Origin of the sequence: Micromonospora sp. NPDC048930 (assembly GCF_043197935.1) — a bacterium.
GTDB lineage: Bacteria > Actinomycetota > Actinomycetes > Mycobacteriales > Micromonosporaceae > Micromonospora.
In genome coordinates this window covers 72,962-98,855 of record NZ_JBICUB010000022.1, presented here as the reverse complement: position 1 = coordinate 98,855, position 25,894 = coordinate 72,962, and the positions used below count along the sequence as shown (strand labels likewise).

Here is a 25,894-nt window from a genome sequence, read left to right as displayed (position 1 = left end):
GCAGGACCCGCCGCTCCCGGTACCACCAGTGGGTGTCCTCGAGCGCGGCGAGCTTGCGGATCTCGGTCGCTTCCACGGGTGCTCCTCGACGGTCTCGGCGGCCTCACCCTAGCCGCCGCAGCGGCCACCGGCCGGGAAACCGGGGCCGAGGCGGGCGCATCCCGCAACCCGGGCTGAGACGCCGTCGGGGTCCGCGCCCGGTGGGCGCGCACCCCGATGGTACGACCGTTGGCTACCCCCGGGAGGTGTCGTGCGCCTCCCCGGGGTGCCGGTCTCAGGCCCGGGTGAAGACCAGAGCCACGTTGTGACCGCCGAAGCCGAACGCGTTGTTCAGCGCGGCGGGGACCTCCATGTGGCGCGCCTTGTGGGTGGCCACCTCCAGGGTGAGGCCCTCGTCCGGGTCGTCCAGGTTGATCGTCGGCGGTACGACACCGTCGCGGATGGCCAGGATGGTGGCGATCGACTCCAGCGCGCCGGCCGCGCCGAGCAGGTGCCCGGTCATCGACTTGGTGGCCGACAGCACCGGGTGGTCGCCGACCGCCTTGCGCAGCGCGCCGATCTCCAGCATGTCGCCCACCGGCGTGGAGGTGGCGTGCGCGTTGACGTGCACGATGTCCGTCTTCGCGACGTCCGCGTCCGCGACCGCCCGGGCGATGGCCCGGATCGCGCCCTCGCCCTCGGCGTGCGGCTGCACGATGTCGAACGCGTCCGAGGTGATCCCGGCGCCGGCGAGGCGCGCGTACACCCGGGCGCCGCGGGCGGCGGCGTGGTCGGCGCGCTCCAGTACGACGATGCCCGCGCCCTCACCGAGCACGAAGCCGTCGCGGCCCTTGTCCCACGGCCGGGAGGCCTTCTCCGGCTCGTCGTTGCGGGTCGACATGGCCCGCATCGAGGCGAAGCCGGCGATCGGCAGCGGGTGGATCACCGCCTCGGTGCCACCGGCCACCACCACGTCGGCCCGGCCGGCGCGGATGATGTCCAGGCCGAGCGCGATCGCCTCCGCGCCGGTCGCGCACGCGCTGGCCACCGAGTGCACCCCGGCCTTCGCGCCCAGTTCCAGCCCGACCCAGGCGGCCGGACCGTTCGGCATGAGCATCGGCACGGTGTGCGGGGAGACCCGCCGCGGGCCGGACGCCTCCAGGATGTCGTCCTGGGCGAGCAGGGTGGTGGCGCCGCCGATGCCGGAGCCGACGCTGACCGCCAGCCGCTCCGGGTCCAGCCCGGAGTCGGCCAGCCCGGCGTCCGCCCACGCCTGCTGGGCCGCGATGAGCGCGATCGCCTCGGACCGGTCCAGCCGGCGCAGCTTGACCCGGTCCAGCACCTCGGACGGGTCGACCGCGAGCTGGGCGGCGATCCGGACGGACAGTTGCGCGGCCCACTCCTGGGTGAGCGCACTCACCCCGGAGCGGCCGGCGAGCATGGCGTCCCAGGTCGACGCGACGTCCCCGCCGAGCGGGGTCGTCGCGCCGAGCCCGGTGACGACGACGTCGGGGCGACTCATGATCAGGACTGCGCCTCGATGTAGCTGACGGCGTCCCCGACGGTCTTCAGGTTCTGCACCTCGTTGTCCGGGATCTTGACGCCGAACTTCTCCTCGGCCGCCACCACGACCTCCACCATGGAGAGCGAGTCGACGTCGAGGTCGTCGGTGAAGGACTTCCCCTCGGCCACGTCGTCCGGGTTCACCCCGGCAACCTCTTCGAGGATCTCGGCGAGGCCGGCGGTGATCTCGTCACGGGTCATTGTGCTTGCTTCCTCTCATCGGGGATTGCACGACGGTCGGCGACGCCGGCCGTCGCTCCTCGGCGCACTCGCGCCCGAGGGGGTCTCAGGGGCAGCGGACGACCTGGCCGGCGTAGGTCAGGCCGCCGCCGAAGCCGAACAGCAGCACCGGGGCGCCCGAAGGCACCTCGCGCCGCTCGACCAGCTTGGACAGGGCCAGCGGGACGCTCGCCGCCGACGTGTTGCCGGACTCGACGATGTCCTTCGCGATGATCGCGTCGGGGATGTTCAGCCGCTTGGCGATCCCGTCGATGATCCGGGCGTTGGCCTGGTGCGGCACGAACGCGGCCAGCTCCGACGGGTCCACCCCGGCCTTCTCGCAGGCCTGCAGCGCCAGCGGCGCCAGCGCGGTGGTGGCCCAGCGGAAGACCACCTGCCCCTCCTGCGCGATGTACGGCCGCCAGCCCTCGATCCGGACCGCGTCGCTCTTCTCCGGCACCGAGCCCCAGACCACCGGCCCGACCCCGGTCGGCTCGCCCTCGGCGGTCGCGGTGACCACCGCGGCCCCGGCGCCGTCACCGAAGATGATGCAGGTCGAGCGGTCGGTCCAGTCGGTGAAGTCGGAGAGCTTCTCGGCGCCGATGACGATCGCGTTGCGGGCCGCCCCGGCCCGGATCGCGTGGTCGACGGTGCCCAGCGCGTACGCGAAGCCGGAGCAGGCGGTGTTGATGTCGTACGCGGCCGGGGCGGTGATGCCCAGCTTGGCGGCGACCCGGCAGGCCACGTTCGGGCTGCGGTCGACCGACGTGCAGGTGGCCACGACGACGAGGTCGATGTCGGCGGCGGTGAGGCCGGAGTTGGCCAGCGCCTTGCCGGCGGCGGCCGTGGCCATGTCGGCCACCGTCTCGTCGCCGGCGATCCGCCGGGTGACGATGCCGACCCGGTCCCGGATCCACTCGTCGTTGGTGTCGACCATCTGGGCGAGCTCGTCGTTGGTCACCACCCGCGAGGGCTGGTAGTGCCCCATCGCGACGATCCTGCTGCCGCTCATCAGTGCTTACCTTCCGTTCGCGCCTGCCGGGAGATCAGGTCCCGCGCGGCGGGCAGGTCGTCGGGGGTGTTCAGGGTGACGATCTCCGGCGCGCCCTCGCCCTTGAGTTCGCGCTTGACCAGGCCGGCCAGGGTGCCGGCCGGGGGCAGTTCGATGACGCCGGTGACGCCCAGGTCGGCCAGGGTGCGCATGCACAGGTCCCAGCGGACGGGGGCGGTGACCTGGCGGACCAGCCGCTGGACCAGCTCCGGCCCGTGGCTGACCGCGGTGCCGTCCAGGTTGGAGAGCAGGGTCCGGGCCGGGTCGGCCGGGGTGATCCCGGCGGCCGCGGCGGCCAGCGCGGCCTCGGCCGGGGCCATGTACGGGGTGTGGAACGCGCCGGCCACCTTCAGCCGGGTGATCCGGGCCCGGGTCGGCGGTTCGGCGGCGAGCTTGTCGAGCCCGTCGAGGCTGCCGGCGGCGACGATCTGGCCGGCGCCGTTGCGGTTGGCCGCGTGCAGCCCGTGCGCCTCGATCGCGGCGACCACCTCGTCCGGGTCGCCGCCGAGCACGGCGGCCATCCCGGTGGGTTCCAGCGCGCAGGCGGCGGCCATCTCCCGGCCGCGTACGCCGGCGAGGGTCACGGCCGTCTCGGCGGGGAGCACCCCGGCCAGGGCGGCGGCGCCCAGCTCACCGACGCTGTGCCCGGCGACCACCGCGACGTCCTCCATCGGCAGGTGCTCGGCCGCGAGCAGGGCGGCCGCGACGAGCAGCGGCTGGGTGCGGGCGGTGTCCTTGATCTCGTCCGCGTCCGCCTCGGTGCCGAGGTGGACCAGGTCGACCCCGGCCAGCGCGGACCACGAGCGCAGGCGCGCCTCGGCCCCGGGCAGGTCGAGCCACGGGGTCAGGAAACCGGGTTTCTGGGAACCCTGTCCGGGTGAGAGTACGGCGAGCACGTCTACGACTCTGACGGATACTCGCGGGTCGCGCTGTAACGCACGGCACCAAACCGCACTAGAAGCTTTGGAGGATCCCTACAAAGATCGGCGGCGATCATCACCGGTCTGTGACGTTTTTCTCACGGCTGGGCTCAATGTCTGGCTCGGGACGGGTGCGACCGCCGGGACCACCGGCACCACCGGGTCGAGCCTACCCACGGTCAGCGCCACCTGCAGGGCGAAGGCGTCCCGGGGGGACAGCGGGGAGAAGCCGGTCACCTCGGCGACCCGCTTGAGCCGGTAGCGGACCGTGTTCGGGTGCACGAAGAGCGCCCGGGCGGCACTCTCCAGCGTGCCCCCCGCGGCGAAGAAGGCGTCCAGGGTCTCCAGCAGTTCGCCCCCGGCGCGGACCAGCGCCGCGTACACGTCGTGGCGCAGCCGGCGCCGGGCCTCCGCGTCACCGGCCAGGGCCCGCTCCGGCAGCAGGTCCGCGGCGGGCACCGGCCGCGGCGCGGTCGGCCAGGCCGGCGCCGCCCGGAAGCCGGCCAGCGCGGCCCGCGTCGAGTCCGTCGCCTCGTCCAGACTGGGTACGGCCGGACCCACCACCACCGGCCCGTCCCCGAACGCGGTCAGCAGCTTCTCCGTCGCGGCCACCGGGTCCGCCGCCCCGCCCAGGACGATCACCAGGCGGTCGCCGTGCACGCCGCCGATCACCTCGACCCCGATCCGGCGGGCCTGCCGGTAGACCGTGTGCAGCACCGCGGCCACCTCGCCGCCGGGGGAGCGGCCCACCGCCACCGCCACCGGCGGCGCGTCCGACCAGCCCAGCGCCGCCGCCCGGCTGGCCAGCACGTCCGGCGAGTCGCCGCGCAGCAGCGCGTCCACCAGCAGCGCCTGGAGCCGGGCGTCCCAGGAGCCGCGGGTCTCGGCGGCGCGGGCGTACACCCGGGCGGCGGCGAAGGCGATCTCCCGGGAGAAGCGCAGCACCGCCTCCCGCAACGGCTGCTCCTCGCCCTTGACCGCCAGGTGGCCGACCTGCTCCTCGACCACCTGGATGGTCACCTTGATCAGCGCCACGGTCTGCTGGAGGCTGATCGATCGGGCGAGGGCCTGCGGCGCGGCGGCGAAGACCTCGTCCGACACCTCCTGGGTGCTGTCCGTCGCCCCGCCGCCCTGCCGCAGCCACTGCACCAGCGACCGGACCCCGGCCTGGGCGACCAGCATGACCCAGGACCGCTGGTCCGCCGGCAGCTCCCGGAACCAGGGCAGGGTCTCGTCCATCCGGGCCACGCTGGCGGTGGCCAGCGCCCCGGCCGCCCGCTCGATCCGGCGCAGGGTCGCCGACAGTTCGGTACCGCCCGGCTCGCTCACCGCACTAGCCTGACACGCGCTGACCAGGGACTCCACCCGAGGTCGGGTGCCGCCGCCGGCCGCCCGGCGCCGACCGGGGACAATGATCTCCCGTGACCGACACCTCGACCGCCCGCGCCGACCTCGCCCGGGACATCGCCGCCACCTGCCGGCTCACCGGGCGGTTCGTGCTCCGCTCCGGCCGGATCGCCGACGAGTACTTCGACAAGTACCGCTTCGAGGCCGACCCGGCGCTGCTGGACCGGGTCGCCGCCGGCCTGGCCGAGCTGGTGCCGCCCGGCACCGAGGTGCTGGCCGGCCTGGAAATGGGCGGGATCCCGGTGGTCACCGCGCTGGCCCGGCACGTCGGCCTGCCCTGCGCCTTCGTCCGCAAGACCGCCAAGGCGTACGGGACCGCGCGGCTGGCGGAGGGGGCCGACGTCGCGGGCCGGCGGGTGCTGGTGGTCGAGGACGTGGTGACCTCCGGCGGCCAGGTGGTGATCTCCACCGGCCAGCTCCGCGAGCTGGGCGCGACCATCGAGCACGCGCTCTGCGTGATCGACCGCGAAGAGGGCGGCGCGGCGGCGCTCGCCGGACACGGGATCGCGCTGCGCGCCCTGCTCACCCGCGCCGACCTCGACGCCGCCCGCCCCGCCTGACCGCCCGCCCGGCCGGACCGCCTGCCCGGGTGCCGGACGATCTCCACGGGTACGCGCCGTCCGCCCCGTCGGGCCCGGCCAGTACGGTGTCAGGGCACGTCCGGGCGACCGCCCGACGGGCGATGGTGAACGTGAGGAGACCGGGATGGCGCACGGGGAGGCCGAACACGGCTGCGCCCAGGGCGAGCCCTGCCGGCTGGGCCACCACGAACAGCCGGCGTCCGCCAAGCACCCGCGCCGCACGGGCGCGGGTCATCCGGCCGAGCCGACCGCCGGGCGCGGGCCCGAGCGCGGCGACGAGGAGTTGCCCGCGCCCCGGCAGCGGGCCGCCGAGCCGGCGCTGCCGGCCGTGCCCGAGCCGGCTTCGGCGCAGGGCTGCCGCAGTGAGCTGCCCGGTTGGGCGGGCGGGCACCGGCACGGGGCGGTCCGGCCCCGGAGCCGGGCGATCCGTCGGGAGAGACCTCCGCGCCGCTGGTGCTGACCCCACGCCGGCCCGGTTTGAGGGCTAGCGTGAGCAGGGTGAAGGCGATCGCGATCGACGCGTACGGCCCGGCCGACCGGCTCACCCTGCGGGAGCTGCCGGCGCCCCCGGTCGGCCCGGACACCGTCCTGGTGCGGCTCCGCGCCGCCGGGGTGAACCCGGTCGACTGGAAGGTCCGCGAGGGCCGGCTCGCCGCCGTCATCCCGAGCCACTTCCCGCTGGTGCCCGGGTGGGACGCGGCCGGCGTGGTCGAGGCGGTCGGCCCGGCGGTGACCGGGTTCGCCGTGGGCGACGAGGTGATCGGCTACGTCCGGCGCGACGACATCCAGTACGGGACGTACGCCGAGCTGGTGCCGGCCCCGGAACGGTGCCTCGCCGACAAGCCGGTGCAGGCGTCCTGGGCCGAGGCGGGTGGCCTGCCGCTGGCCGGGCTGACCGCGTACCAGGCGTTGCAGCTGGCCCGGACCGGCAGCGGCGACACCGTGCTGGTGCACGGCGCGTCCGGCGGGGTGGGGCACCTGGCGGTGCAGTTGGCCCGGGCGCTCGGCGCCGGCAAGGTGATCGGCACCGCGAGCGAGGCCAACCACGACTTCGTCCGGTCGCTCGGCGCGGAGCCGGTCGCGTACGGCGACGGCCTGCTGGACCGGGTCCGCGCGGTCGCGCCCGACGGGGTGGACGTGGCGCTGGACCTCTTCGGGGGCGACGCGCTGGACGTCTCCGCCGAGCTGCTGGCCCGGCCGGCCCGGCTGATTTCCACCGCCGATCCGGAGCAGGTCACCCGGCTCGGCGGCAGCTACCTCTTCGTCAAGCCGTCCAGCGCGGACCTGAGCGTGCTGGCCGGGCTGGTCGACGCCGGCCGGCTGACCGTGCACGTGGCCCGGACCTTCCCGCTGGCCGAGGCCGCCGAGGCGCAGCGCCTGGTCGAGGCGGGGCACGTCCGGGGCAAGGTGGTCCTGGAGGTCTGACCCGCCCGGGTCAGCGGGTGCGGCGGCGGACCAGCAGCGCGATGCCGGCCAGGCCGCCGGTGATGATCACCATCACCCCGACGTTGAGCAGCAGCAGCCGCTGGAGTTCGCCCAGCACCGCGTCGATGTCCTGCACCGGGTCCAGCGACTCCTCGGGGATGACCCGATCGCCGCCGCCGATCCCGCCGCTGATCGCGTCGTACTGCGGCTCCAGCGGCACCCCGGCCGCCCGCAGCACCTCCGACATGGTCAGCCGGCCGTAGAACCAGCCGGCCCGGGTCTTGCTGAGGTCGGGCTGCTTGGCCGGCCGGTAGACCCGGGGGCCGCCCTTGGCGAGCGGGTAGAGGTCGTAGGTCTTGGTCGGGGTGCCCGCGTTGAGCACCACGACCGTGTACTTGGGACCGAGGTCCTCCGCCTTCGGGCCGCGCTGCTGCCCGGTGGCCCCCAGCCACTTCACCTGGTCGATGACGGCGTTGACCTCGGCCGGGCGGGTGTCGGCGCGCAGTTGCAGCGGCTGGTCCAGCTTGTCGCCGGTGATGTCCACACCGGCCGGTGCGAGCTTGGGCTTCGGGGCCGCCTGGGCGGCCGTCGCGCCGGCCAGGGCGAGCGCGCACGCGGTGGCGAGCACCGCGCCGGCCACGGCCGCCAGCAGACGCCTCACCTTACGGACCATCGCCGCCTCCTCGCCCCGTTCGATGGCTGGCTTCCGCTGCAGGTCACGCTTGATCGGCCGACGGTGGTGGCCGTGCCCGAACACCGGGTGCCCACCTTGAAAAGACTCCGCAGAACGTCGCTCGGTTGCAGCTGCTGGAACAGTAATTGGAACTATCTGCGATCTGCGGCCGACTAATCGAGCGGCCGTTGATCAGCGGCCGGATCGTACCCGGACGGAGGGGTTCATGGGGGGCAGGGTCGCCCGTGCGGCGCGTACCTGGTCGGTGGTTCTCGGTGCGGCGCTCGGCCTGTCGGTGCTGCTGCCGGCCGCCCCGGCGGCCGCGCACAATTCGTTGACCGGCAGCGATCCGAAGGACGGGGCCCGGGTGGCGACCGCGCCGAAGCGGATCGAGCTGCGCTTCCTGGCCACGCCGGCCCGGGACACCACGAAGATCACGGTCACCGGTCCGGACAACGCGCCCGCCTCCAGCGGCGTGCCGACCTTCTCCGGCAAGCAGGTGGCGGTGCCGTTCACCCCGGGCCCGGCCGGCCGCTACACCGTCGCCTACCAGGTCACCTCGACCGACGGGCACGAGGTGCACGGCACGCTCAGCTTCACCCTGACCACCGGCGCCCCGGCCGCCACGCCCACCGCCGGCCCGGCGTCGCCGACGAGTGCTCCGCCCACCCCGGTCGCCCCGACCGGCTCCCCGGCCAGCCCGGTGGCGGCGGCCTCGTCCGCCGACGACAGCGGGGGCACGGGCTGGCTGTGGGCGCTCGGGGCGGTGGTGGTGCTCGTCGCGCTGGCGGCCGGGCTGCTGCTGCGCCGCCGCTCCGCCCGCCGCTGAACCGCAACGCTCGCCGAGCGACCCGGTCGCCGGACAGGTCAAGTCCTGGCAGCGATATGACTCTCAGACATATTCATGTCTCAGCGTCATATCGCTCCGAAGATGTGTGCCGTCACGCCCGGGTCGCCGCCGTACGTTGAAGGGCCCGCCGGACGACCGGCGGGCCCTTCGGCGATCCGACGTCAGACCAGGCGCACCCGGGCGCCGCGCAGCCGCGTCAGGGTGCGCTCACGGCCGAGCACCTCGAGGGACTCGAAGAGCGGCAGGCCGACCGTACGCCCGGTGACCGCGACCCGGACGGGCGCCTGCGCCTTGCCCAGCTTCAGCCCGCGCTCCGCGCCGACCGCCTCCAGGGCGGACTTCAGCGACTCGGCGTCCCAGGACTCCAGCGCCTCGAACGCGGCGATCGCCGCGTCCAGCAGTTCGGCCGCGCCCTCCTTCATCGCCTTCGCCCAGGCCGCCTCGTCGATCAGCGGGTCGGCCAGGAAGAGGAAGTCGACGTTCGGCACGATCTCGCTGAGCACCGCGATCCGGGTCTGCGCCAGCGGGGCCACCGCGGCGAACGCGGCGGGGTCGAACTCCTCCGGCTGCCACGGCGGCGGGGCGATGGTTCCGGTGCCGGTCAGCCACGGCTGGCACTCCGTGATGAAGTCCTCGACCGGAAGCGCCCGGATGTACTCGCCGTTGAACGCGCGCAGCTTCTTCTCGTCGAAGAACGCCGGGGAGGGGTTCACCTCCTCCAGCCGGAACTCGTCCTCGATCACCGACCAGGGCACGATCTCCCGGTCACCGGACGGGGCCCAGCCGAGCAGCATCAGGTAGTTGCGCATCGCGGCGGCGAGGTAGCCCTCGTCCCGGTACGCCTCCAGGGCGACCTTGTCCCGCCGCTTGGACAGCTTCTGCCGCTTCTCGTTGACCACCACGGGCACGTGCGCCCAGACCGGTGGCTTGACCCCGAGCGCGTCCCAGAGCAGCTGCTGCTTGGGGGTGTTGGGCAGGTGCTCCTCGGCCCGGATCACGTGGGTGATCCCCATGGTCATGTCATCGACCACGTTGGCGAGCAGGAAGACCGGGGAGCCGTCGCCGCGGGCGATGACGAAGTCCTCGATCAGCTTGTTCTCGAAGGTCGGCTCGCCCCGGATCAGGTCGACCACCACGGTCTCGCCCTCGTCCGGCGTCCGGAAGCGCAGCGCGCGCCCCTCGCCGGGGCCGAGCCCGCGGTCCCGGCAGAAGCCGTCGTAGCCGGCGTACTGCGAGCCGGTCCGCGCCTGCACGTCCTCGCGGGTGCAGTCGCAGTAGTACGCCCGGCCGTTCTCGTGGAGCCGCTGGGCGGCGGCGCGGTGCTCGCCGGCGTACGACGACTGGAAGTAGGGGCCCTCGTAGCTGCCCCGCGCGATGCCGATCCAGTCGAGCGCGGAGAGGATGCCCTCGGTCCACTCGGGCTTGTTGCGTGCCGCGTCGGTGTCCTCGATGCGCAGCACGAACACCCCGCCCTGCTGCTTGGCGTAGATCCAGTTCTGCAGGGCCGAGCGGGCGCCGCCGACGTGGAACATACCGGTCGGGGAGGGGGCGAATCGTACGCGTACCGTCACGTCCCCAGCCTACGGCGGGCGGCGAGCCGATTTGAGCCAGGGGGCGGTCAGGGCACCGATCTGATCTTCAACACCAGGACGCTGCCGATCAGGGTGACCACCGCGGTGACCGCGTACAGGGTGGGGTAGCCGCCCAGGTGGACCACGATCGGGGCGGACAACGCCGGGCCGAGCACCTGGGGCGCGGAGTTGGCGATGTTGATCACCCCGAGGTCCTTGGCCCGGTCGGTGGCGGCCGGCAGCACCTGGGTGATCAGCGCCGCGTCCACCGCCAGGTAGACGCCGTAGCCGGCGCCGAGCAGCAGCGCCGCGGTGACCGCCATCGGCCAGGTCGGCGCCATCGCGAGCAGCACCGCCGCCACCGCCATGATCAGCCCCGAGACGATCACGAAGACCTTGCGCCGGCCGGACCGGTCGGACAGCCGGCCGGCCACCACGGCGGTGAGCATCATGCCGAGCGTGTAGAGCAGGATCAGCACCAGCAGCGCGCCCTCCGGGTCGGTCACCCGCACCCCGTCGGTGAGGAAGTAGAGCAGGTAGAGGGTGCCGAGGGCGTTGCCGGTCTGGACCAGGAACCGGGTGAACCAGGCCCAGGCGAAGTCGGGGTGCCGGCGCGGGCTGATCCAGATCGAGGACAGCAGCGCCCGCAGCCGCACCGCCGACCGGTGTTCCCGGGGCAGCGGGTCGTCCTCGGTGAGCAGCGCGAACGGCAGCGACAGCAGCAGCACCGCGAGCGCGATCGCCGCGTACCCGGCGGCGTTGCCGGTGACCACGGCGGTGACCAGCACCGCCCCGACCACCAGGCCGAGCGCCTGGGGGATGCCCACCCAGCCGGAGACGCCGCCGCGCTGGGCGACCGGCACCCGGTCCGGGATGGCGGCGGTGAGGCTGGCCAGCATCGCGTTGAAGCAGACCTGGGCGGCGACCCAGCCCACGGCCACCCCGGCGATCGTGTCCTGCCGGGCCAGCAGCACCAGGGCCAGCGCGCCGAGCACCGCCCCGGAGGCGGTCCAGACGTGCCGCCGGCCGAAGTGGCGGTTCGCCAGGCGCAGCACGGTCCGGTCGGAGAGCGCGCCGGCGAGCGGGTTCGCGAGGACCGCGGCGAGCGCGCCTAGCCCGGTGACCACCGCCAGCATCGCCTCCTTGTCGCCCGGGGCGATCCGCTCGACCTGCTGGGGCAGCAGCACCTGGATGGGGGTGAAGAAGGCCATCCAGACGCCCAGGTTGGCCGCGAAGATCAGCGCGATCCAGCTCCGCCGCACCGGCACGGTCGGTTCGGCGAGCGCCGCCGGCAGCGAGGCCGGCGTCGGGTTCACCGTGGTCACGGCCGAACCACCGCGTCGCGGAACCAGGCGTACGAGGACTTGGGGGTACGCCGCTGGGTGGCGTAGTCGACGTGCACCAGGCCGAACCGCTTGGTGAAGCCCTCGGCCCACTCCCAGTTGTCCAGCAGCGACCAGACGAAGTAGCCGGTCACCGGCACCCCCGCGTCGATCGCCGCGCGCACCGCCCGGACGTGCCCGTCCAGGTAGGCGATCCGGTCCGGGTCGGGCACCCGGCCATCGGCGTCCGGCACGTCGTCGTACGCGCAGCCGCTCTCGGTGATCTGGATCGGCGGCAGCGCGTCGCCGTACCGGTCGCGCAGCTGCACCAGCAGCTCGCGTAGCCCGTCCGGGGCCACCGGCCAGTCGAAGGCGGTGCGGGGGTAGCCGGTCAGCGGCACGATCTCGAACGGCAGCGGCGAACCCTCCTCGGCGGCCCGGATGCCGGTCGGGTTGTAGTAGTTCACCCCGAGCACGTCGATCGGGGCGGCGATCACGTCGAGGTCGCCGTCCCGCACCACTGCCGGGTCGAAGCCGGGCTCCGCGGGGTAGCCGAGGCCGAGCAGCGGGTCGGTGAAGAGCCGGTTGTGCAGCGCGTCGTACGCCGCCCCGGCGGCCCGGTCGGCGTCGGTCTCCCCGGCCAGCCGGACCGGGGAGTAGTTGTTCGCGATGGCGACCGGGCTGCTGCTGCGGGCGCGCAGTGCGGAGACCGCCAGGCCGTGGCCGAGCAGTTGGTGGTGGGCCACCGGGAAGGCGTCGAAGAGCAGCGTCCGGCCGGGGGCGTGCACCCCCATCCCGTGCCCGAGGCTCATGTGGATGAACGGCTCGTTGAGCGTGATCCAGAGCTTCACCCGGTCGCCGAGGCGGGCGGCGACCAGGTCGGCGTACTCGGCGAAGCGGGCGGCGGTGTCCCGGTTGAGCCAGCCGCCGGCGTCCTCCAGGGCCTGCGGCAGGTCCCAGTGGAAGAGCGTGGCGACCGGGTCGACCCCGTGCCCGAGCAGCTCGTCCACCAGCCGGTCGTAGAAGTCCAGCCCGGCCTGGTTCGCCGGGCCGGTGCCGGCGGGCTGCACCCGGGGCCAGGCGATCGAGAACCGGTACGCGGAGACCCCGAGGCCGGCCAGCAGCGCGACGTCCTCGGCGTACCGGTGGTAGTGGTCGCACGCCTCGTCGCCGGTGCTGCCGTCCACGATCCGGCCGGGGGAGTGGGCGAAGGTGTCCCAGATGGACGGTCCCCGGCCGTCGGCGGTGACCGCCCCCTCGATCTGGTACGCGGAGGTGGACACCCCCCAGCGGAAGCCGGCGGGGAACTCGGGCATCGGCGGCTGCGTCATTCGCCCTCCCTCAAACGCGAAGCGTGTTCGCGACTCTAGGGCGCGCAGCGCCCCCGGTCCATAGGCCCGGAAAGGCAGGCGGCGCAAGGGATTTCGGCGTGTCTTTTTCCGAACCCGTCCAGGTAAGTCCGATTTACACATAGAGTGCCGAATATCGCGGATGTGGTTTAAGTGGGGGAAAGAAAGATGATCCTCGTGGAACGCAGTGCGCACGTGGCGGCGCCGGTGGAAGCGGTCTGGGACGTCGTGCAGCGGGCCGAGCAGTTGCCGGCCTGGCTGGCGGGGGTGCGCGCGGCCGAGGTCCTCTCGGGGGAGGGGTTCGGCCGGCGACAACTGGTCCAGGCCGGGCGCGGTGCGGCGCACGAGGCCGAGGTGATCGCCTACCAGGAGCCGACCCTGATCGGGTGGCGCGAACGGGCCAGGGGCGCCGGTGCCCGGGCCGAGGCGCGCACCGAGATCTACGTCCAGCTGACCCCGGACGAGGAGGAGGGCGGGACGATCGTGCGGCTCATCGTCGTACGGTGGCCCGCCGGGCCGGTCAAGGCCGCCCTGCTGCGGCTCGGCCTGCGTCGGGTCGGCGCCGACCTGGAGGACTCGCTGGCCCGGCTGACCGATCTGGCCGCCGTCGGCTGACCGGAGCCGGTCCCGGCGTCGCCCGCGATGGTGATGGTCCGGCGTTCCCGCCAGGAACGCCGGACCATCGTCGACTCCGCCGCCGTCAGCCGGCCCGCAGCTCGTCGATCGCCGCCCGGAGCCAGGAGCGCTCGGCGCGGCTGATCTCCCGGGCCATCACCAGCATCCCGCGCCGGAAGAGGTCGTCCTGCTCGGCGGCCCGCTGCGGCCGCTCCCCGGCGTAGAAGAAGCTCGCCGGCTGGTCGAGGAAGGCCAGCCGGCGTTCCAGCACCGCGGCCTGCGCCGCCGGGTCTGCGAGCTGCCCGAGGAAGGCGAGCAGCGTGAAGAACCGGTTCTGGTCGGTGACGTCCAGCTCCGCCGGCTCCCGCAGCCGGCGCAGCAGCTCCGCCCGGCCCGCGTCGGTGAGCGAGAGGGTGTGTCGCGGCGCGGCGGCCGCCCCCGGTTCCCGCTGCCGGCTGACCAGGCCCGCGCGCTCCAGCCGGTTGATCGCCGGGTAGAGGCTGCCGTCGCTCACCGGCCGCGCGTAGCCGGCCAGCCGCGTGATTCGGGACTTCAGCTCGTAGCCGTGCAGCGGGCCCTCGCCGAGGAACCCCAGGATCGCCAACTCCAGCACCCCCGCATTCTGCCTTGCCCGCCGCCACCATGCCTCGATACGGTGTACCTCGATTCGAGGTATGGGAGGAACGCATGCGGATCGAGGGACACGCCGGGACCGGGCTCAACGTGGTCGACTTCGGCGGCGACGGCCCCGGCATCCTGCTGCTGCACGGGCTCACCGGCCGGGCCGCCAACTGGACCGCCACGGCCCGCTGGCTCAGCCGGTACGGCCGGGTGGTCGGCTACGACGCGCGCGGGCACGGCCACAGCGACAAGCCCGACGGCCCGTACGACCGCCCGGCGTACGTCGGGGACGCGATCGCGGTGATCGAGGCGCTCGACCTGGCGCCGGCCCTGGTGATCGGACACTCGATGGGTGGCCTCACCGCCTGGCAGCTCGCCGGGGCGCGGCCCGACCTGGTCCGGGGCGTGGTGATCGCCGACATGAGCCCGGTGACCCCGCCCGACCTGGTCGACCGCTGGCGACGCTGGCTGGCCGACTGGCCCGTGCCCTTCCCGACCCTGGCCGACGTCCGGGACTACTTCGGGGCCACGCGGCGGACCGAGGGAGAGTCCTTCGTGGAGGTGATGGCCGGCGACCCGGACGGGTGGCGGCCGCTGGCCCGCCCCGCGCACCTGCTCGCCTCGCTGCGGCACTGGGCGGACCGCGATCACCGGCCCGAGTTCGCCGCGGTGGCCTGCCCGGCGCTGGTGGTCGCCGGGGCGGAGAGCGACCAGCCGGTCGCGGGCCAGCGCGAGATGGCCGAGCTGCTGCCTGACGGCCGCTTCGTGCTCGTCCCCGACGCCGGCCACGTGCTGCACTACGACAACCCGGCCGCCTGGCGGGCCGCCGTCGAGCCGTTCGTCGCCGAGCTCACCCCGGCCCACGCGACGGCGTAGGGCCCGAGCGCGAGTGGGCGGGATGACGAAGGGGCCCGGCGCGGGTGGCGCCGGGCCCCTGTCGTACCGGATGGGTCAGCTGTCGCCGCCGGTCTCGCCGACCGGGGCCGCGTTGACGTCGTCCAGCGCGTACTTCTTGGCGGCCTCGGCCGGCACGTGGGCCGGCACCGCGCCGCGGAGGGCGAGCTGGCGCAGCGTCGCGACCGCCACCGACTCGGCGTCGACGTGGAAGTGCCGGCGCAGCGCGTGCCGGGTGTCCGACATGCCGAAGCCGTCGGTGCCGAGCGAGGTGTAGTCGCCGGGTACCCAGCGGGCGATCAGGTCCGGTACCGCGCGCATCCAGTCGCTGACCGCGACCTTCGGCCCGTCGGCGTCGGCCAGCTTCCGCTGGATGTACGGGACCCGCTGCTCCGCGCCCGGGTTGAGCAGGTTGTGCTCCTCGCACTCCACCGCGTCCCGGCGCAGCTCCGTCCAGGAGGTCACCGACCAGACGTCGGCGGCCACCCCCCAGTCCTCGGCGAGCAGCTTCTGCGCCTTGAGCGCCCACTGCATGCCCGTGCCGGAGGCCAGGATGTTCGCCTTCGGCGCGTCCCCGTCCACGGTGGGCGCCGGCGAGTAGCGGTAGATGCCCTTGACGATGCCCTCGACGTCCACGCCCTCCGGCTCGGCCGGCTGGAAGATCGGCTCGTTGTAGACGGTGAGGTAGTAGAAGATGTTCTCCTGCGCCTCCCCGTACATCCGGTGCAGGCCGTTCTCCACGATGTGCGAGATCTCGTACGCGAACGCCGGGTCGTAGGCGGCCACCGCCGGATTGGTGGCGGCGAGCAGCAGCGAGTGGCCGTCCTCGTGCTGCAGGCCCTCACCGTTGAGCGTGGTCCGGCCGGCGGTCGCGCCGAGCAGGAAGCCCCGCGCCATCTGGTCGGCCGCGGCCCAGAGCCCGTCGCCGGTCCGCTGGAACCCGAACATCGAGTAGAAGATGTAGAGCGGGATCATCGGCTCGCCGTGGGTGGCGTACGACGTGCCCGCCGCGGTGAACGAGGCGACCGAGCCGGCCTCGTTGATCCCCTCGTGCAGGATCTGGCCGGTGGTGGCCTCCTTGTAGGACAGGAACAGCTCCCGGTCCACCGAGGTGTACCGCTGGCCGTGCGGCGAGTAGATCTTCGCCGTCGGGAAGAGCGAGTCCATGCCGAAGGTGCGCGCCTCGTCCGGGATGATCGGCACCCAGCGCTTGCCGAACTCCTTGTCCTTCATCAGGTCCTTGAGCAGGCGGACGAAGGCCATCGTGGTGGCCACCTTCTGCTTGCCCGAGCCGCGCTTGACGTCGGAGAACCGCTCGGTGCCCGGGATCTGCAGCGTCTTGCCGGTGGTCCGCCGGGTCGGCAGGTAGCCGCCGAGCTGCTTCCGCCGCTCGTGCAGGTACTCGATCTCCTCGGACTTCTCGCCCGGGTGGAAGTACGGCGGGAGGTACGGGTTGTCCTCCAGCTGCTTGTCCGGGATGTCGAGGTAGAGCCGGTCGCGGAAGAGCTTGAGGTCCTCCAGCGTCAGCTTCTTCATCTGGTGGGTGGCGTTGCGGGCCTCGAAGTGCGAGCCCAGCGTCCAGCCCTTGATGGTCTTGGCGAGGATCACGGTCGGCTGGCCGGTGTGCTCCATCGCCGCCTTGTAGGCCGCGTAGAGCTTCCGGTAGTCGTGCCCACCCCGCTTGAGGTTCCAGATCTCGTCGTCGCTCAGGTGCTCGACCATCTTGCGGGTGCGCGGGTCGCGCCCGAAGAAGTGCTCCCGGACGTACGCCCCGGACTCCGCCTTGTAGGTCTGGTAGTCACCGTCGGGCGTGGTGTTCATGAGGTTGACCAGCGCGCCGTCGGTGTCCGCCGCGAGCAGCGGATCCCACTCGCGGCCCCAGACCACCTTGATCACGTTCCAGCCGGCGCCCCGGAAGAACGCCTCCAGCTCCTGCATGACCTTGCCGTTGCCGCGGACCGGGCCGTCCAGCCGCTGCAGGTTGCAGTTGATCACGAAGGTGAGGTTGTCCAGCTCCTCGCGGGCGGCCACGCCGATCGCGCCGAGCGACTCGACCTCGTCCATCTCGCCGTCGCCGAGGAACGCCCAGACGTGCTGCTGCGAGGTGTCCTTGATGCCGCGGTGGTGCAGGTAGCGGTTGAACCGGGCCTGGTAGATCGCGTTCATCGGCCCGAGACCCATCGACACCGTGGGGAATTCCCAGAAGTCCGGCATCAGCCGCGGGTGCGGGTACGACGGCAGCCCGCCGCCCGGGTGCGACAGCTCCTGCCGGAAGCCGTCGAGCTGGTCGGCGTTGAGCCGCCCCTCCAGGAAGGCCCGCGCGTACATGCCGGGGGAGGCGTGGCCCTGGTAGAAGATGTGGTCGCCGCCGCCCGGGTGGTCCTTGCCCCGGAAGAAGTGGTTGAAGCCCACCTCGTAGAGGGACGCGGAGCTGGCGAAGGTGGAGATGTGGCCGCCCACGCCGATCTCCGGGCGCTGCGCCCGGTGCACCAGCATGGCGGCGTTCCACCGGATGTACGCCCGGATCCGCCGCTCGATGTGCTCGTCACCCGGGAACCACGGCTCGCGCTCCGGCGGGATGGTGTTGATGTAGTCGGTGGTGGTCAGGGACGGCACCCCGACCTGGCGCTCGCGGGCCCGCTCCAGCAGGCGCAGCATGACGTACCGGGCGCGCTTGGTTCCGCGCTCGTCGATGACACCGTCAAGCGACTCGACCCATTCGCTGGTCTCTTCAGGGTCGATGTCCGGAAGCTGGCTCGGCAGACCAGCGGTGATCACCGGGCGCTTGCGTTCCGTAGCCACAGGCGTTCCCTCGGTTCTGTGTGGGATAGGTCTCTAGCGCCATCCTGCCCCCTCGTGACGCTAGTCGTCACGTCTCCCTCCCCCAGACGCGACGCTGAACACAGGTACTCACCAGTAACTTTGTGCGATCACCGGGTGCGCTGGGGCCGGAGCCGCCTGGACCCGTCCGGCTACCCTGCCGACATGCGTGGGCGACCGGTACTGGTGGGTGGGGCGTTGACGGGCGTGGGCCTCCTGGGCCTGGCGGTCTCCGCCGCGATTCTCGTGCCCGGGATCGCGACTGCCGGGGACTGGGGCCCCGCGCCGCTGCTGGGAGCCGGCGTCGGGGTGCTGCTGATGCTCGTCGGCGTGGGGATGATCCGCGACCGGCAGCTCGTCCCGGCCCGGCGCGCCGGGCGCCACGGCACCGGCCCGGCCTGGTTCCCGGGCACGCCGACCCACTCCGGCACGGACGGCGCGGACTTCTCGTTCGACTGGAGCGGCGGCGACTGCGGGGGCGGCGGGGACGGCGGCGGTGGTGGTGACTGTGGCGGCGGCGGGGGCGGTTCCTGAGCGGCTGCGGCAGAATGCGCCGTATGCGCAGTGAGGTGATCAGCGTCCAGACCGGCTCCCGGCCCACCGTCCGGGACATCACCGCCGAGGCCGAGCGCTTCGTCTCCGACCAGGGCGACGGCCTGCTGCACGTCTTCGTGCCGCACGCCACCGCCGGGCTGGTGATCATCGAAACCGGCTCCGGCTCCGACGAGGACCTGCTGCGGGCGATCGACGACCTGCTTCCGGCCGACGACCGGTGGCGGCACCGGCACGGCTCGCCCGGGCACGGCCGGGACCACGTGCTGCCGGCCTTCGTCCCGCCGTACGCGACCCTGCCGGTGCTCGGCGGCCGGCTCCAGCTCGGCACCTGGCAGTCGATCTGCCTGGTCGACACCAACGGCGACAACCCCACCCGGAAGGTCCGCCTCTCCTTCCTCCCCGCCTGACCCGCCCCGCTCCAGAGGTCAGCGCAGCAGCCGGCGCAGTTGGCCCGGGGTGTGCCCGAGCTGCGCGCGCACCGTGCGGGTCAGGTGCGCCTGGTCGACGAAGCCCAGCTCGGCGGCGAGCGCGGCGAGGCTGTCGACCCCGCCCTCCAGCCGGTCCAGCGCCCGCCCGACCCGCAGCCGGTTGCGGTAGCGGGTCAGCGGCACCCCGACCAGCGCCTGGAACTCGCGGCTCAACCGGTACGGCGACACGCCGAGCGACCGGGCCAGCGGGACCAGGCCCGCCGCGTCGGGGTGGTCGTCGTGCAGCGCGGCCCGCGCCCGCTCCACCAGCCGGCGACTCCGCGCGCCGGCCTCGACCGCCGGCCCGGTGGCCGCGGCGATCAGCCGGACCAGCCGCTCGGCGGCGGCGAACCCGGGGTCGGCGCCGGCCCGCAGCAGCAGCCGGTGGGCGAGGTCGACCCGGGCGTCGACGTGGACCGCGGCCGGCACCGGACGGTCGGCGAACAGCTCCCGCCACAGCCGCTCGGAGAGGTGCACGGAGGTGCAGTCGTCCCCGCCCGCCGGATGGGCGAACCGCTCCTCCTCGCCGGGCACGGTCAGGTAGGCCACGGTGGGCTCGACGAACTCGTCACCGCCCCGCCCCGCCCGCCGGAAGCCGCCCCGCCGGGTCAGCACCAGCCCGTACGCGGTGGCCGGCTCCGGCGCGGACCAGCCGGTGTGGTCGTCCCGGCAGCGCACCGCCGTCACCCGGAAGTCCGGGTGCCGGAGCAGCGGCGTGGCGGTACGCACCCGGTCAGCGTAGGCGGCCCGGGTGACCGGAACGGCCCACGAGGCCGGGGCGGCCGGCGCCGCAAGGATCGACAAGACGAGCGACGGGGACGGGCGGCAGCGTTGCCGCCGTGACCGACTCGACGCGGCGGAGCGCCGCCCTGCTCACCGTCCTGCTGACCGGGCAGGCCATGGCCTCCATGGACACCTCGATCGCGGCCGTCGCGGCACCCGCGATCCGGGCCGACCTGGCCGGGCCGCCGGCCGTGCAGCAGCTCGTGCTCGCCGGCTACACCCTGACCTTCGCCGTGCTGGTGGTCACCGGCGCGCGGCTCGGCGTCCGGCACGGGTACGCCCGGATGTTCCGGTTCGGCCTGGCCGGGTTCACCCTTGCCTCGCTGGCCTGCGGGCTGGCGCCCGGGCCGGTCGCCCTGGTGCTCGCCCGGGCGGCGCAGGGCGCCGCCGGCGCGCTGTTGGTGCCGCAGGTGCTGTCGCTGATCCAGGCGCATTTCACCGGGGCGGCGCGCAGCCGCGCGATCGGGGCGTACTCGATGGTGCTGGCGCTCGGCGTGGCCGCCGGGCAGGTCGTCGGCGGGCTGCTGGTCACCCTCGACCTCGGCGGGCTCACCTGGCGGACCGCCTTCCTGGTCAACGTGCCGGTCGGGCTGCTGCTGTGGCCGGTCGCCCGCCGGGTGCTCGCCGGGTCGCCGGCCGCCGCGCCCGCCCGGGAGGGCCTGGACATCCCGGGCGTCGTGCTCCTCTCGGCCGCGATGCTGGCCCTGGTCGTGCCCTTGGTGTTCGGCCGGGACCTGGGTTGGCCGGGCTGGATCCGGGCCGTCGCGGTCGCCGCCGGCGCCGTCGGGCTCCGGCTCTTCCTCGGGTACGAGGTCCGCCGCGCCCGGCGCGGCCGGGACCCGCTGCTCGACGTGGCGGTGCTCCGCCGTCCCGGGGTGGCGGCCGGGCTGGCGGCCTGCTGCGTGGTGATGGGCTGCTACGCCGGGTTCCTCTTCGTGCTCACCCTGCGCCTGCAGGACGGGCTGGGCTTCACCGCCCTGGCGGCGGGACTGGCCTTCCTCCCGTACGCCTCGGGTTTCGCCCTCTGCGGCCTGGCGGTGCCCCGCCTGCCGGAGCGGGTCCGGGGCGTCCTGCCGGTGCTCGGGCCGCTCGCCCTGGCGGCGGTGGTGACGGTGCTCGCCTGGGCCGCCCGGGAGAGCTGGCCGTGGGTGGCCGGCAGCGCGCTGCTGCTGGCCGGCGGCGCGGCGCACGCGGCCTCGTTCAGCCCGCTGGTCGGCCGGCTCACCGGGATCGTGCCGGTCGCCTCGGCCGCCGCGCTCTCCGCGCTGGTCTCCACCGGCACCCTGCTCGCCGCGGTCCTGGGGGTGACCGCGATCGGCGGCCTCCATCTCGCCCTGGCCGGCACCGGACGCACCGGCGCCGCGCTGTCCCTCCCCCCGGCCGCCCTCACCGCCGCCCTCCTGCTGACCGGCGCCCTGGCCGCCCGCCGCACCCTCCGCCCCACCCCCGCCCGCGTTGATCACGAAGGTGTCGCCCGGCCGGCCGGCGTGCCGGAGCGGTAACTTCATGATCACCGGGGCGGGGTGGGGCAAGTAGCATGTGAACCATGGCGCAACCGACCGTTCCTGCCGGCCCCGACCGGGCCGACCGCTCCGCCCTGGCCGGCGACGCGGTGCGCCGGATCATGCACATCGCCGCCGCGATGCGGCACCACCAGGACGTGGAGATCGCCGGCCTGGGCCTCACCCCGGCGACCGCCCGGGCCCTGCACGAGCTGGACCCGGACCGGCCGCTGCCGGCCCGCGACCTGGCCGAGCAGCTGGGCTGCGACCGGTCCAACGTGACGGCCCTGGTGGACAAGCTGGAGCACGCCGGGCTGGTGGAGCGACGGGTCGACCCGGCCGACCGGCGGCAGAAGACGCTCGTGGTCACCGACGCCGGCCGGCGGGTACGCGACCGGGTGCACCGGGTCATGTCGGACTCCCGACTCCTCGACGGGCTCGGTACCGAGGAGCTCGCCAGCCTGCGTGAGCTGGTCTGGAAGGTCTCCGACGGGGGCTGCCCCGAGCAGTGCGGGGAGGACTGACCCCGCCCGGGCGGAACGTGTCCGGGTGGGCGACCTGGCCCCTCGTCGGTAATGCTGTCCGACGTGACCACCCCGCAAGATCTCGACGACCGGTTCCGGGCGGCCCTGGGCGAGCTCGGTGCCCCCGCCCGACGGCGTGACCTGGGTGAACGGCTGTCCGACGGCGCCCCGCTGACCGGAGCGCAGGCGCTGGCCCTCTTCGACGCGCAGGTGACCAGCCGGCTGCTGGACCTCGCGGGGCGCTGGCTGCGCAGCTTCGGGGAGGGGTACTACACCATCGGCTCGGCGGGGCACGAGGGCAACGCCGCGGTGGCCGCCGCGCTGCGCCCCACCGACCCGGCCCTGCTGCACTACCGCTCCGGGGCCTTCTACTGCCTGCGGGCCGCCCAGGCGGCAGGTGACGTCCCCACCGTCGGCCCGGACCCGGCCCCGCAGGCCGCGGCCGGCCCGGACCTGACCGCCGGAGCCCCGCCCGAGCCGGTCGGGGACGACGCCGAGCCGGTCGAGGTGACCGGCGCGGACGGATCCGGCGCGGTCGCCCGGATCCCGGATCCGCGAGCCGCCGACGACGACGCGGCGGAGGGCGCTCCCAACCGCGCCGGCGGCCAGGACATCGAGCCGGGGGAGGAGGGCAAGCCCTCGTCCGCGCCGGGGGAGACGCCGGAGACGCCCGCCGGCCCGGCTGCGGCCGACGCGGCCCCGGAACCCGCCGACGCGGCGTCCGAGCCGGCCGGATCGGGCGCGGTGGCGACCCGGTCCGCCCCGGACGCCGCCGGCGGGGAGAGCCTCCCGGGCGGCGCCGCCGTGGTGGTGGCCACCGCCGGCGAGGCCACCGTCGACGCGCCGCCGCTGCCCGCGCCGGACCCCGACGACGCGTACGCGGAGGCGGCCCGGGACGTGCTGCGCGGGATGGTCGCCTCGGCGCGGGAGCCGATCGCCGGCGGCCGGCACAAGGTGTTCGGCCGGGCCGACCTGGCCGTCATCCCGACCACCTCCACCATCGCCTCGCACCTGCCCCGCGCGGTCGGCATGGGGCTCGCCCTGGAGCGGCTGCGCCGGGTCGGCAACCCCCGCCGCCCCGACGGGGACGACACGCCCCGCTCGCCCTGGCCGCCGGACGCCATCGTGGTCTGCTCGTTCGGCGACGCCTCGGTCAACCACGCTTCCGCCACCGCCGCGTTCAACACCGCCGGCTGGTACGACCACACCGGGCTGCGCATCCCGGTCCTCTTCGTCTGCGAGGACAACGGCCTCGGGATCAGCGTCCGCTCGCCGCAGGGCTGGGTCGAGGCGACGCTGCGCGCCAAGCCCGGCATCCGCTACTTCGCGGCCGACGGCACCGACCCGGTCGAGGCGTACCGGCTGGCGGGGGAGGCGGCCGCCTGGGTGCGCCGGCACCGCCGCCCCGCCGTGCTGCACCTGCGCACCGTACGGCTGATGGGGCACGCCGGGGCGGACGCCGAGACCGCGTACCGGAGCCCGGCGGAACTGGCCGCGGACGCCGCGCGGGATCCGCTGCTGGCCACCGCGCGGATCCTGGTCGAGGCGGGCTTCGCCGGCGGCGAGGAACTGCTCGCCCGGTACGACGAGCGCGGCTGGCAGATCCGCCGGCTCGCCGAGGAGGTGCTCGACGAGCCGAAGCTGACCTCCCCGGCCGAGGTGGTGGCCGAGCTGGCCCCACGCCGGCCGGTCCGCGTCTCCCGGGCGGTGGCCGACGCGGCGGCCCGCGCGGCCGGTCCCGGCGCGGGCGCCCGGGCCGAGGCGTTCGGCGGCCGGCTGCCGGAGCGGGCCGGACCGCTCACCCTGGCGCAGAGCATCAACGCGGCGCTCGCCGACGGCATGCTGGACCACCCGGGGATGGCCGTCTTCGGCGAGGACGTCGCCGCCAAGGGCGGGGTGTACGGGGTGACCAAGGGGCTGCGGGACAGGTTCGGCGCGGCCCGGGTCTTCGACACGCTGCTGGACGAGACCTCGATCCTCGGGCTCGGGCTCGGGGCCGGCGTGGCCGGGATGCTGCCGGTGCCGGAGATCCAGTACCTGGCGTACCTGCACAACGCCGAGGACCAGCTGCGGGGCGAGGCGGCCACCATGCGGTTCTTCTCCCGGGGCGCGTTCCGCAACCCGATGGTGGTGCGGGTCGCCGGGCTCGCCTACCAGGAGGGCTTCGGCGGCCACTTCCACAACGACAACTCGCTCGCCGTGCTCCGGGACGTGCCGGGGCTGGTCATCGCGGTGCCGGCGCGGCCCGACGACGCCGCGCCGATGCTGCGTACCTGCCTGGCCGCCGCGGCGGTGGACGGCACCGTCTCGGTCTTCCTGGAGCCGATCGCGCTCTACCACACCCGGGACCTCTACGCCGAGGGCGACGGCGAGTGGCTGGGCGAGTACGCCGAGCCGGGGGCGTGGGCCGCCGGGCACGTCCCGGTCGGCCGGGCCCGGGTGTACGGGGTGGGCTCCGCCGAGGACGTCACGATCATCACGTTCGGCAACGGCGTACGGATGTCGTTGCGCGCGGCGGCCACCCTGGCCGACGAGGGGATCGGCACCCGGGTGGTGGATCTGCGCTGGATCGCGCCGCTGCCGGTGGCGGACATCATCCGGGAGGCCTCGGCCACCGGTCGGGTGCTGGTGGTCGACGAGACCCGTCGCTCCGGCGGGGTGGGCGAGGGGGTGATCGCGGCCCTGGTGGACGCCGGATACGTCGGCGCGGCGCGACGGGTGGCCGGACTTGACTCGTTTGTACCATTAGGTCCGGCGGCGCGTCAGGTTCTGGTCTCTGAGGAAGCCATTACCCAGGGTGCCCGCACGCTGCTGGCACGGTAAATTCCGTTCCACCCGGTGCGCCACTTGCGCGGGGAGCCACAACTGTGTGGACTTGGCCCGACGGCGTCGAAGGACGCCGCGAGCAGGGATGAGATGAGGAGGCACGCGACAGTGAGCGCGACCGCTGGTCAGGCCGCCGACGGGGTACGCAGCCTGGCGGACCGGTTCGGGATCGAGCCGGGGATGGTCGTCATGGAGATGGGGTACGACGAGGACGTCGACCAGGATCTCCGGGACGCCCTGACCGACCGCTGTGGGGAACTGGTCGACGAGGACACCGACGAGGTGGTCGACGCGGTTCTCGTCTGGTACCGCGACGGCGACGGCGACCTCTTCGAGCTCCTCGTCGACGCGCTCGGACCCCTGGCCGACGCCGGCGTGGTCTGGCTCCTGACGCCCAAGGCCGGCCGGGACGGTCACGTCGAGCCGAGCGAGGTCGCGGAGAGCGCGCAGACCGCCGGCCTCCAGCAGACCTCCACGATCAACGCGGGCCGCGACTGGAGCGGCGCCCGCCTCGTGCTGCGGCGCGGGTCGAAGAGCAAGAAGTAGCCGGCCCGACCCACACCCGGCGGGCGTCGTCCCGGGTGTGGCAGGCTGATCATCTCCAGACCCGACCCGAGGAGTACGCATGCCGATCGAGGTTGGCGCCGAGGCGCCCGACTTCGTGCTCAAGGACCAGAACAACCAGGAGGTCCGGCTCGCCGACTTCCGCGGCAAGCGCACCGTGCTGCTGGTGTTCTACCCGCTCGCGTTCACCGGCATCTGCCAGGGCGAGCTCTGCGAGGTCCGGGACAACCTGAACGAGTACGTCAACGACGACGTCCAGGTGCTGACCGTCAGCGTCGACTCGGTCTACGCCCACAAGATCTGGGCCGACCGCGAGGGCTACCAGTTCCCGCTGCTGGCCGACTTCTGGCCGCACGGCGCGGTGGCCCAGGCGTACGGCGTCTTCAACGACGTCGCGGGCATCGCCAACCGGGGCACGTTCGTGATCGACAAGGCCGGCGTGGTCCGGTTCGCCGAGATGAACATGCCCGGCGAGGCCCGGGACCAGCAGGGCTGGCGCAAGGCGCTCGCCGAGGCCGTCGCCGCCTGATCCCACCCCAGGCACGCCGTTCGACCGGGCCGGAGGCCGGCAGGTAAGCTGCTTGCCAACCTCCGGCCCGCCGTACGGGCGTTCCGGGCGCGTAGCTCAGTGGGAGAGCACTCGCCTTACAAGCGAGGGGTCGCAGGTTCGAAACCTGCCGCGCCCACCACGTACCACCAGTGAAAACCGCCCCGGAAAATCATTCCCCGGGGCGGTGACAGCAACGGTGACAGCAGTAGCGCTTACGAGAGTCGTCCGTCGAGCTTTCCGAGCGCCTGCCGCATGACATCAAG

The 25,894-nt window shown here is 74.1% G+C and carries 25 protein-coding genes and 1 tRNA gene; 14 read left to right on the top strand and 12 right to left on the bottom strand.

The features are described from left to right. Positions 1 to 274: 274 nt before the first annotated feature. The 5 genes from fabF to ACGFI9_RS34265 all read right to left on the bottom strand — a co-directional run bounded on the left by fabF (position 275) and on the right by ACGFI9_RS34265 (position 5,097). Complete coding sequence (fabF, locus tag ACGFI9_RS34285; RefSeq protein WP_393184715.1) at positions 275 to 1,501, bottom strand: beta-ketoacyl-ACP synthase II; 1,227 nt, start codon at positions 1,499 to 1,501, stop codon at positions 275 to 277. Between the two features lie 2 nt (positions 1,502 to 1,503). Beyond that, positions 1,504 to 1,743, bottom strand: coding sequence for an acyl carrier protein (locus ACGFI9_RS34280; RefSeq protein ID WP_007072348.1), 240 nt, complete (start codon positions 1,741 to 1,743; stop codon positions 1,504 to 1,506). Positions 1,744 to 1,828: 85 nt separating this feature from the next. Then, the gene (locus ACGFI9_RS34275) at positions 1,829 to 2,773 is read right to left on the bottom strand and encodes a beta-ketoacyl-ACP synthase III (RefSeq protein ID WP_393184713.1); all 945 of its coding nucleotides are present in this window, start codon (positions 2,771 to 2,773) and stop codon (positions 1,829 to 1,831) included. Further along, positions 2,773 to 3,708: an ACP S-malonyltransferase gene (locus tag ACGFI9_RS34270; protein WP_393184711.1), complete on the bottom strand. Its 936-nt coding sequence runs from the start codon at positions 3,706 to 3,708 to the stop codon at positions 2,773 to 2,775. Before ACGFI9_RS34270 ends, ACGFI9_RS34275 begins: the two co-directional genes overlap by 1 nt. 78 nt (positions 3,709 to 3,786) lie before the next feature. Further along, positions 3,787 to 5,097, bottom strand: a complete 1,311-nt coding sequence (locus tag ACGFI9_RS34265) for a PucR family transcriptional regulator (protein WP_393184710.1) — start codon at positions 5,095 to 5,097, stop codon at positions 3,787 to 3,789. Positions 5,098 to 5,153: 56 nt separating this feature from the next. On the opposite strand from ACGFI9_RS34265, the gene ACGFI9_RS34260 reads away from it, so the two are divergent. From ACGFI9_RS34260 to ACGFI9_RS34250, 3 genes are all read left to right on the top strand, one after another. Then, entirely contained in the window at positions 5,154 to 5,699 is a 546-nt protein-coding gene (locus ACGFI9_RS34260) for an orotate phosphoribosyltransferase (RefSeq protein WP_393184708.1), read from the top strand. Positions 5,700 to 5,844: 145 nt separating this feature from the next. Further along, positions 5,845 to 6,180, top strand: coding sequence for a hypothetical protein (locus tag ACGFI9_RS34255; protein ID WP_393184706.1), 336 nt, complete (start codon positions 5,845 to 5,847; stop codon positions 6,178 to 6,180). A 38-nt stretch (positions 6,181 to 6,218) separates the two neighbouring features. Beyond that, complete coding sequence (locus tag ACGFI9_RS34250) at positions 6,219 to 7,145, top strand: NADP-dependent oxidoreductase (protein WP_393184704.1); 927 nt, start codon at positions 6,219 to 6,221, stop codon at positions 7,143 to 7,145. 10 nt (positions 7,146 to 7,155) lie between these two features. On the opposite strand, the gene ACGFI9_RS34245 is transcribed toward ACGFI9_RS34250, so the two are convergent. Continuing rightward, on the bottom strand, positions 7,156 to 7,818 hold the full coding sequence (locus ACGFI9_RS34245; protein WP_393184702.1) for a hypothetical protein: 663 nt from the start codon (positions 7,816 to 7,818) through the stop codon (positions 7,156 to 7,158). A gap of 226 nt (positions 7,819 to 8,044) precedes the next feature. Here ACGFI9_RS34245 and ACGFI9_RS34240 point away from each other — a divergent pair, with 226 nt between their 5' ends. After that, positions 8,045 to 8,647, top strand: a complete 603-nt coding sequence (locus ACGFI9_RS34240; protein ID WP_393184700.1) for a copper resistance CopC family protein — start codon at positions 8,045 to 8,047, stop codon at positions 8,645 to 8,647. Between the two features lie 182 nt (positions 8,648 to 8,829). Here ACGFI9_RS34240 and gltX read toward each other — a convergent pair whose 3' ends face one another. The 3 genes from gltX to ACGFI9_RS34225 are packed head-to-tail and all read right to left on the bottom strand — an operon-like array spanning position 8,830 to position 12,892. Next, positions 8,830 to 10,239, bottom strand: a complete 1,410-nt coding sequence (gltX, locus tag ACGFI9_RS34235) for a glutamate--tRNA ligase (RefSeq protein ID WP_393184698.1) — start codon at positions 10,237 to 10,239, stop codon at positions 8,830 to 8,832. A 47-nt stretch (positions 10,240 to 10,286) separates the two neighbouring features. Continuing rightward, positions 10,287 to 11,564 carry an MFS transporter gene (locus ACGFI9_RS34230; protein ID WP_393184696.1) on the bottom strand — a complete coding sequence of 426 codons (1,278 nt, stop codon included), beginning with the start codon at positions 11,562 to 11,564 and terminating at the stop codon, positions 10,287 to 10,289. Beyond that, positions 11,561 to 12,892 carry a GH1 family beta-glucosidase gene (locus tag ACGFI9_RS34225; RefSeq protein ID WP_393184694.1) on the bottom strand — a complete coding sequence of 444 codons (1,332 nt, stop codon included), beginning with the start codon at positions 12,890 to 12,892 and terminating at the stop codon, positions 11,561 to 11,563. The genes ACGFI9_RS34230 and ACGFI9_RS34225 overlap by 4 nt, the downstream gene beginning before the upstream one ends. Positions 12,893 to 13,078: 186 nt before the next feature. On the opposite strand from ACGFI9_RS34225, the gene ACGFI9_RS34220 reads away from it, so the two are divergent. Then, positions 13,079 to 13,525 (top strand): SRPBCC family protein, encoded by a 447-nt coding sequence (locus ACGFI9_RS34220; RefSeq protein WP_393184692.1) that lies wholly within the window; start codon positions 13,079 to 13,081, stop codon positions 13,523 to 13,525. 85 nt (positions 13,526 to 13,610) lie between these two features. On the opposite strand, the gene ACGFI9_RS34215 is transcribed toward ACGFI9_RS34220, so the two are convergent. Beyond that, entirely contained in the window at positions 13,611 to 14,138 is a 528-nt protein-coding gene (locus ACGFI9_RS34215) for a PadR family transcriptional regulator (RefSeq protein WP_393184690.1), read from the bottom strand. 74 nt (positions 14,139 to 14,212) lie between these two features. Between ACGFI9_RS34215 and ACGFI9_RS34210 the strand changes: the two genes are divergently transcribed. Continuing rightward, a complete protein-coding gene (locus ACGFI9_RS34210; RefSeq protein WP_393184689.1) occupies positions 14,213 to 15,022 on the top strand; it encodes an alpha/beta fold hydrolase in 810 nt (269 codons plus the stop codon). Between the two features lie 75 nt (positions 15,023 to 15,097). Here ACGFI9_RS34210 and aceE read toward each other — a convergent pair whose 3' ends face one another. Further along, positions 15,098 to 17,842, bottom strand: coding sequence for a pyruvate dehydrogenase (acetyl-transferring), homodimeric type (gene aceE / locus ACGFI9_RS34205; protein WP_393184687.1), 2,745 nt, complete (start codon positions 17,840 to 17,842; stop codon positions 15,098 to 15,100). A 183-nt stretch (positions 17,843 to 18,025) separates the two neighbouring features. Between aceE and ACGFI9_RS34200 the strand changes: the two genes are divergently transcribed. Beyond that, a complete protein-coding gene (locus tag ACGFI9_RS34200; protein ID WP_393184685.1) occupies positions 18,026 to 18,394 on the top strand; it encodes a hypothetical protein in 369 nt (122 codons plus the stop codon). A gap of 23 nt (positions 18,395 to 18,417) precedes the next feature. Beyond that, positions 18,418 to 18,822, top strand: a complete 405-nt coding sequence (locus tag ACGFI9_RS34195; protein ID WP_393184683.1) for a secondary thiamine-phosphate synthase enzyme YjbQ — start codon at positions 18,418 to 18,420, stop codon at positions 18,820 to 18,822. Positions 18,823 to 18,840: 18 nt separating this feature from the next. Here the strand turns inward: ACGFI9_RS34195 and ACGFI9_RS34190 are convergent, their stop codons facing one another. Continuing rightward, on the bottom strand, positions 18,841 to 19,611 hold the full coding sequence (locus ACGFI9_RS34190) for a helix-turn-helix domain-containing protein (protein ID WP_393184681.1): 771 nt from the start codon (positions 19,609 to 19,611) through the stop codon (positions 18,841 to 18,843). 110 nt (positions 19,612 to 19,721) lie between these two features. On the opposite strand from ACGFI9_RS34190, the gene ACGFI9_RS34185 reads away from it, so the two are divergent. From ACGFI9_RS34185 to ACGFI9_RS34160, 6 genes are all read left to right on the top strand, one after another. Beyond that, positions 19,722 to 21,167, top strand: coding sequence for an MFS transporter (locus tag ACGFI9_RS34185; protein WP_393184679.1), 1,446 nt, complete (start codon positions 19,722 to 19,724; stop codon positions 21,165 to 21,167). A gap of 44 nt (positions 21,168 to 21,211) precedes the next feature. Further along, positions 21,212 to 21,691 (top strand): MarR family winged helix-turn-helix transcriptional regulator, encoded by a 480-nt coding sequence (locus tag ACGFI9_RS34180; protein WP_393184678.1) that lies wholly within the window; start codon positions 21,212 to 21,214, stop codon positions 21,689 to 21,691. 51 nt (positions 21,692 to 21,742) lie between these two features. Continuing rightward, the gene (locus tag ACGFI9_RS34175) at positions 21,743 to 24,514 is read left to right on the top strand and encodes a transketolase C-terminal domain-containing protein (protein WP_393184676.1); all 2,772 of its coding nucleotides are present in this window, start codon (positions 21,743 to 21,745) and stop codon (positions 24,512 to 24,514) included. Between the two features lie 111 nt (positions 24,515 to 24,625). Next, complete coding sequence (locus ACGFI9_RS34170; RefSeq protein WP_393184674.1) at positions 24,626 to 25,063, top strand: DUF3052 domain-containing protein; 438 nt, start codon at positions 24,626 to 24,628, stop codon at positions 25,061 to 25,063. Positions 25,064 to 25,142: 79 nt separating this feature from the next. Continuing rightward, positions 25,143 to 25,610, top strand: a complete 468-nt coding sequence (locus tag ACGFI9_RS34165) for a peroxiredoxin (RefSeq protein WP_302762627.1) — start codon at positions 25,143 to 25,145, stop codon at positions 25,608 to 25,610. A gap of 85 nt (positions 25,611 to 25,695) precedes the next feature. Beyond that, a tRNA-Val gene (locus ACGFI9_RS34160) sits at positions 25,696 to 25,770 on the top strand. Positions 25,771 to 25,894: the final 124 nt, after the last annotated feature.

What these genes read in the sequence shown, in the direction of transcription:
- fabF (WP_393184715.1), bottom strand. Translation starts at nt 1,501, where the DNA reads ATGAGTCGCCCCGACGTCGTCGTCACCGGGCTCGGCGCGACGACCCCG.
- ACGFI9_RS34280 (WP_007072348.1), bottom strand. Translation starts at nt 1,743, where the DNA reads ATGACCCGTGACGAGATCACCGCCGGCCTCGCCGAGATCCTCGAAGAG.
- ACGFI9_RS34275 (WP_393184713.1), bottom strand. Translation starts at nt 2,773, where the DNA reads ATGAGCGGCAGCAGGATCGTCGCGATGGGGCACTACCAGCCCTCGCGG.
- ACGFI9_RS34255 (WP_393184706.1), top strand. Translation starts at nt 5,845, where the DNA reads ATGGCGCACGGGGAGGCCGAACACGGCTGCGCCCAGGGCGAGCCCTGC.
- ACGFI9_RS34245 (WP_393184702.1), bottom strand. Translation starts at nt 7,818, where the DNA reads ATGGTCCGTAAGGTGAGGCGTCTGCTGGCGGCCGTGGCCGGCGCGGTG.
- ACGFI9_RS34240 (WP_393184700.1), top strand. Translation starts at nt 8,045, where the DNA reads ATGGGGGGCAGGGTCGCCCGTGCGGCGCGTACCTGGTCGGTGGTTCTC.
- ACGFI9_RS34225 (WP_393184694.1), bottom strand. Translation starts at nt 12,892, where the DNA reads ATGACGCAGCCGCCGATGCCCGAGTTCCCCGCCGGCTTCCGCTGGGGG.
- ACGFI9_RS34220 (WP_393184692.1), top strand. Translation starts at nt 13,079, where the DNA reads ATGATCCTCGTGGAACGCAGTGCGCACGTGGCGGCGCCGGTGGAAGCG.
- ACGFI9_RS34210 (WP_393184689.1), top strand. Translation starts at nt 14,213, where the DNA reads ATGCGGATCGAGGGACACGCCGGGACCGGGCTCAACGTGGTCGACTTC.
- ACGFI9_RS34200 (WP_393184685.1), top strand. Translation starts at nt 18,026, where the DNA reads ATGCGTGGGCGACCGGTACTGGTGGGTGGGGCGTTGACGGGCGTGGGC.
- ACGFI9_RS34195 (WP_393184683.1), top strand. Translation starts at nt 18,418, where the DNA reads ATGCGCAGTGAGGTGATCAGCGTCCAGACCGGCTCCCGGCCCACCGTC.
- ACGFI9_RS34180 (WP_393184678.1), top strand. Translation starts at nt 21,212, where the DNA reads ATGGCGCAACCGACCGTTCCTGCCGGCCCCGACCGGGCCGACCGCTCC.
- ACGFI9_RS34175 (WP_393184676.1), top strand. Translation starts at nt 21,743, where the DNA reads ATGCTGTCCGACGTGACCACCCCGCAAGATCTCGACGACCGGTTCCGG.
- ACGFI9_RS34165 (WP_302762627.1), top strand. Translation starts at nt 25,143, where the DNA reads ATGCCGATCGAGGTTGGCGCCGAGGCGCCCGACTTCGTGCTCAAGGAC.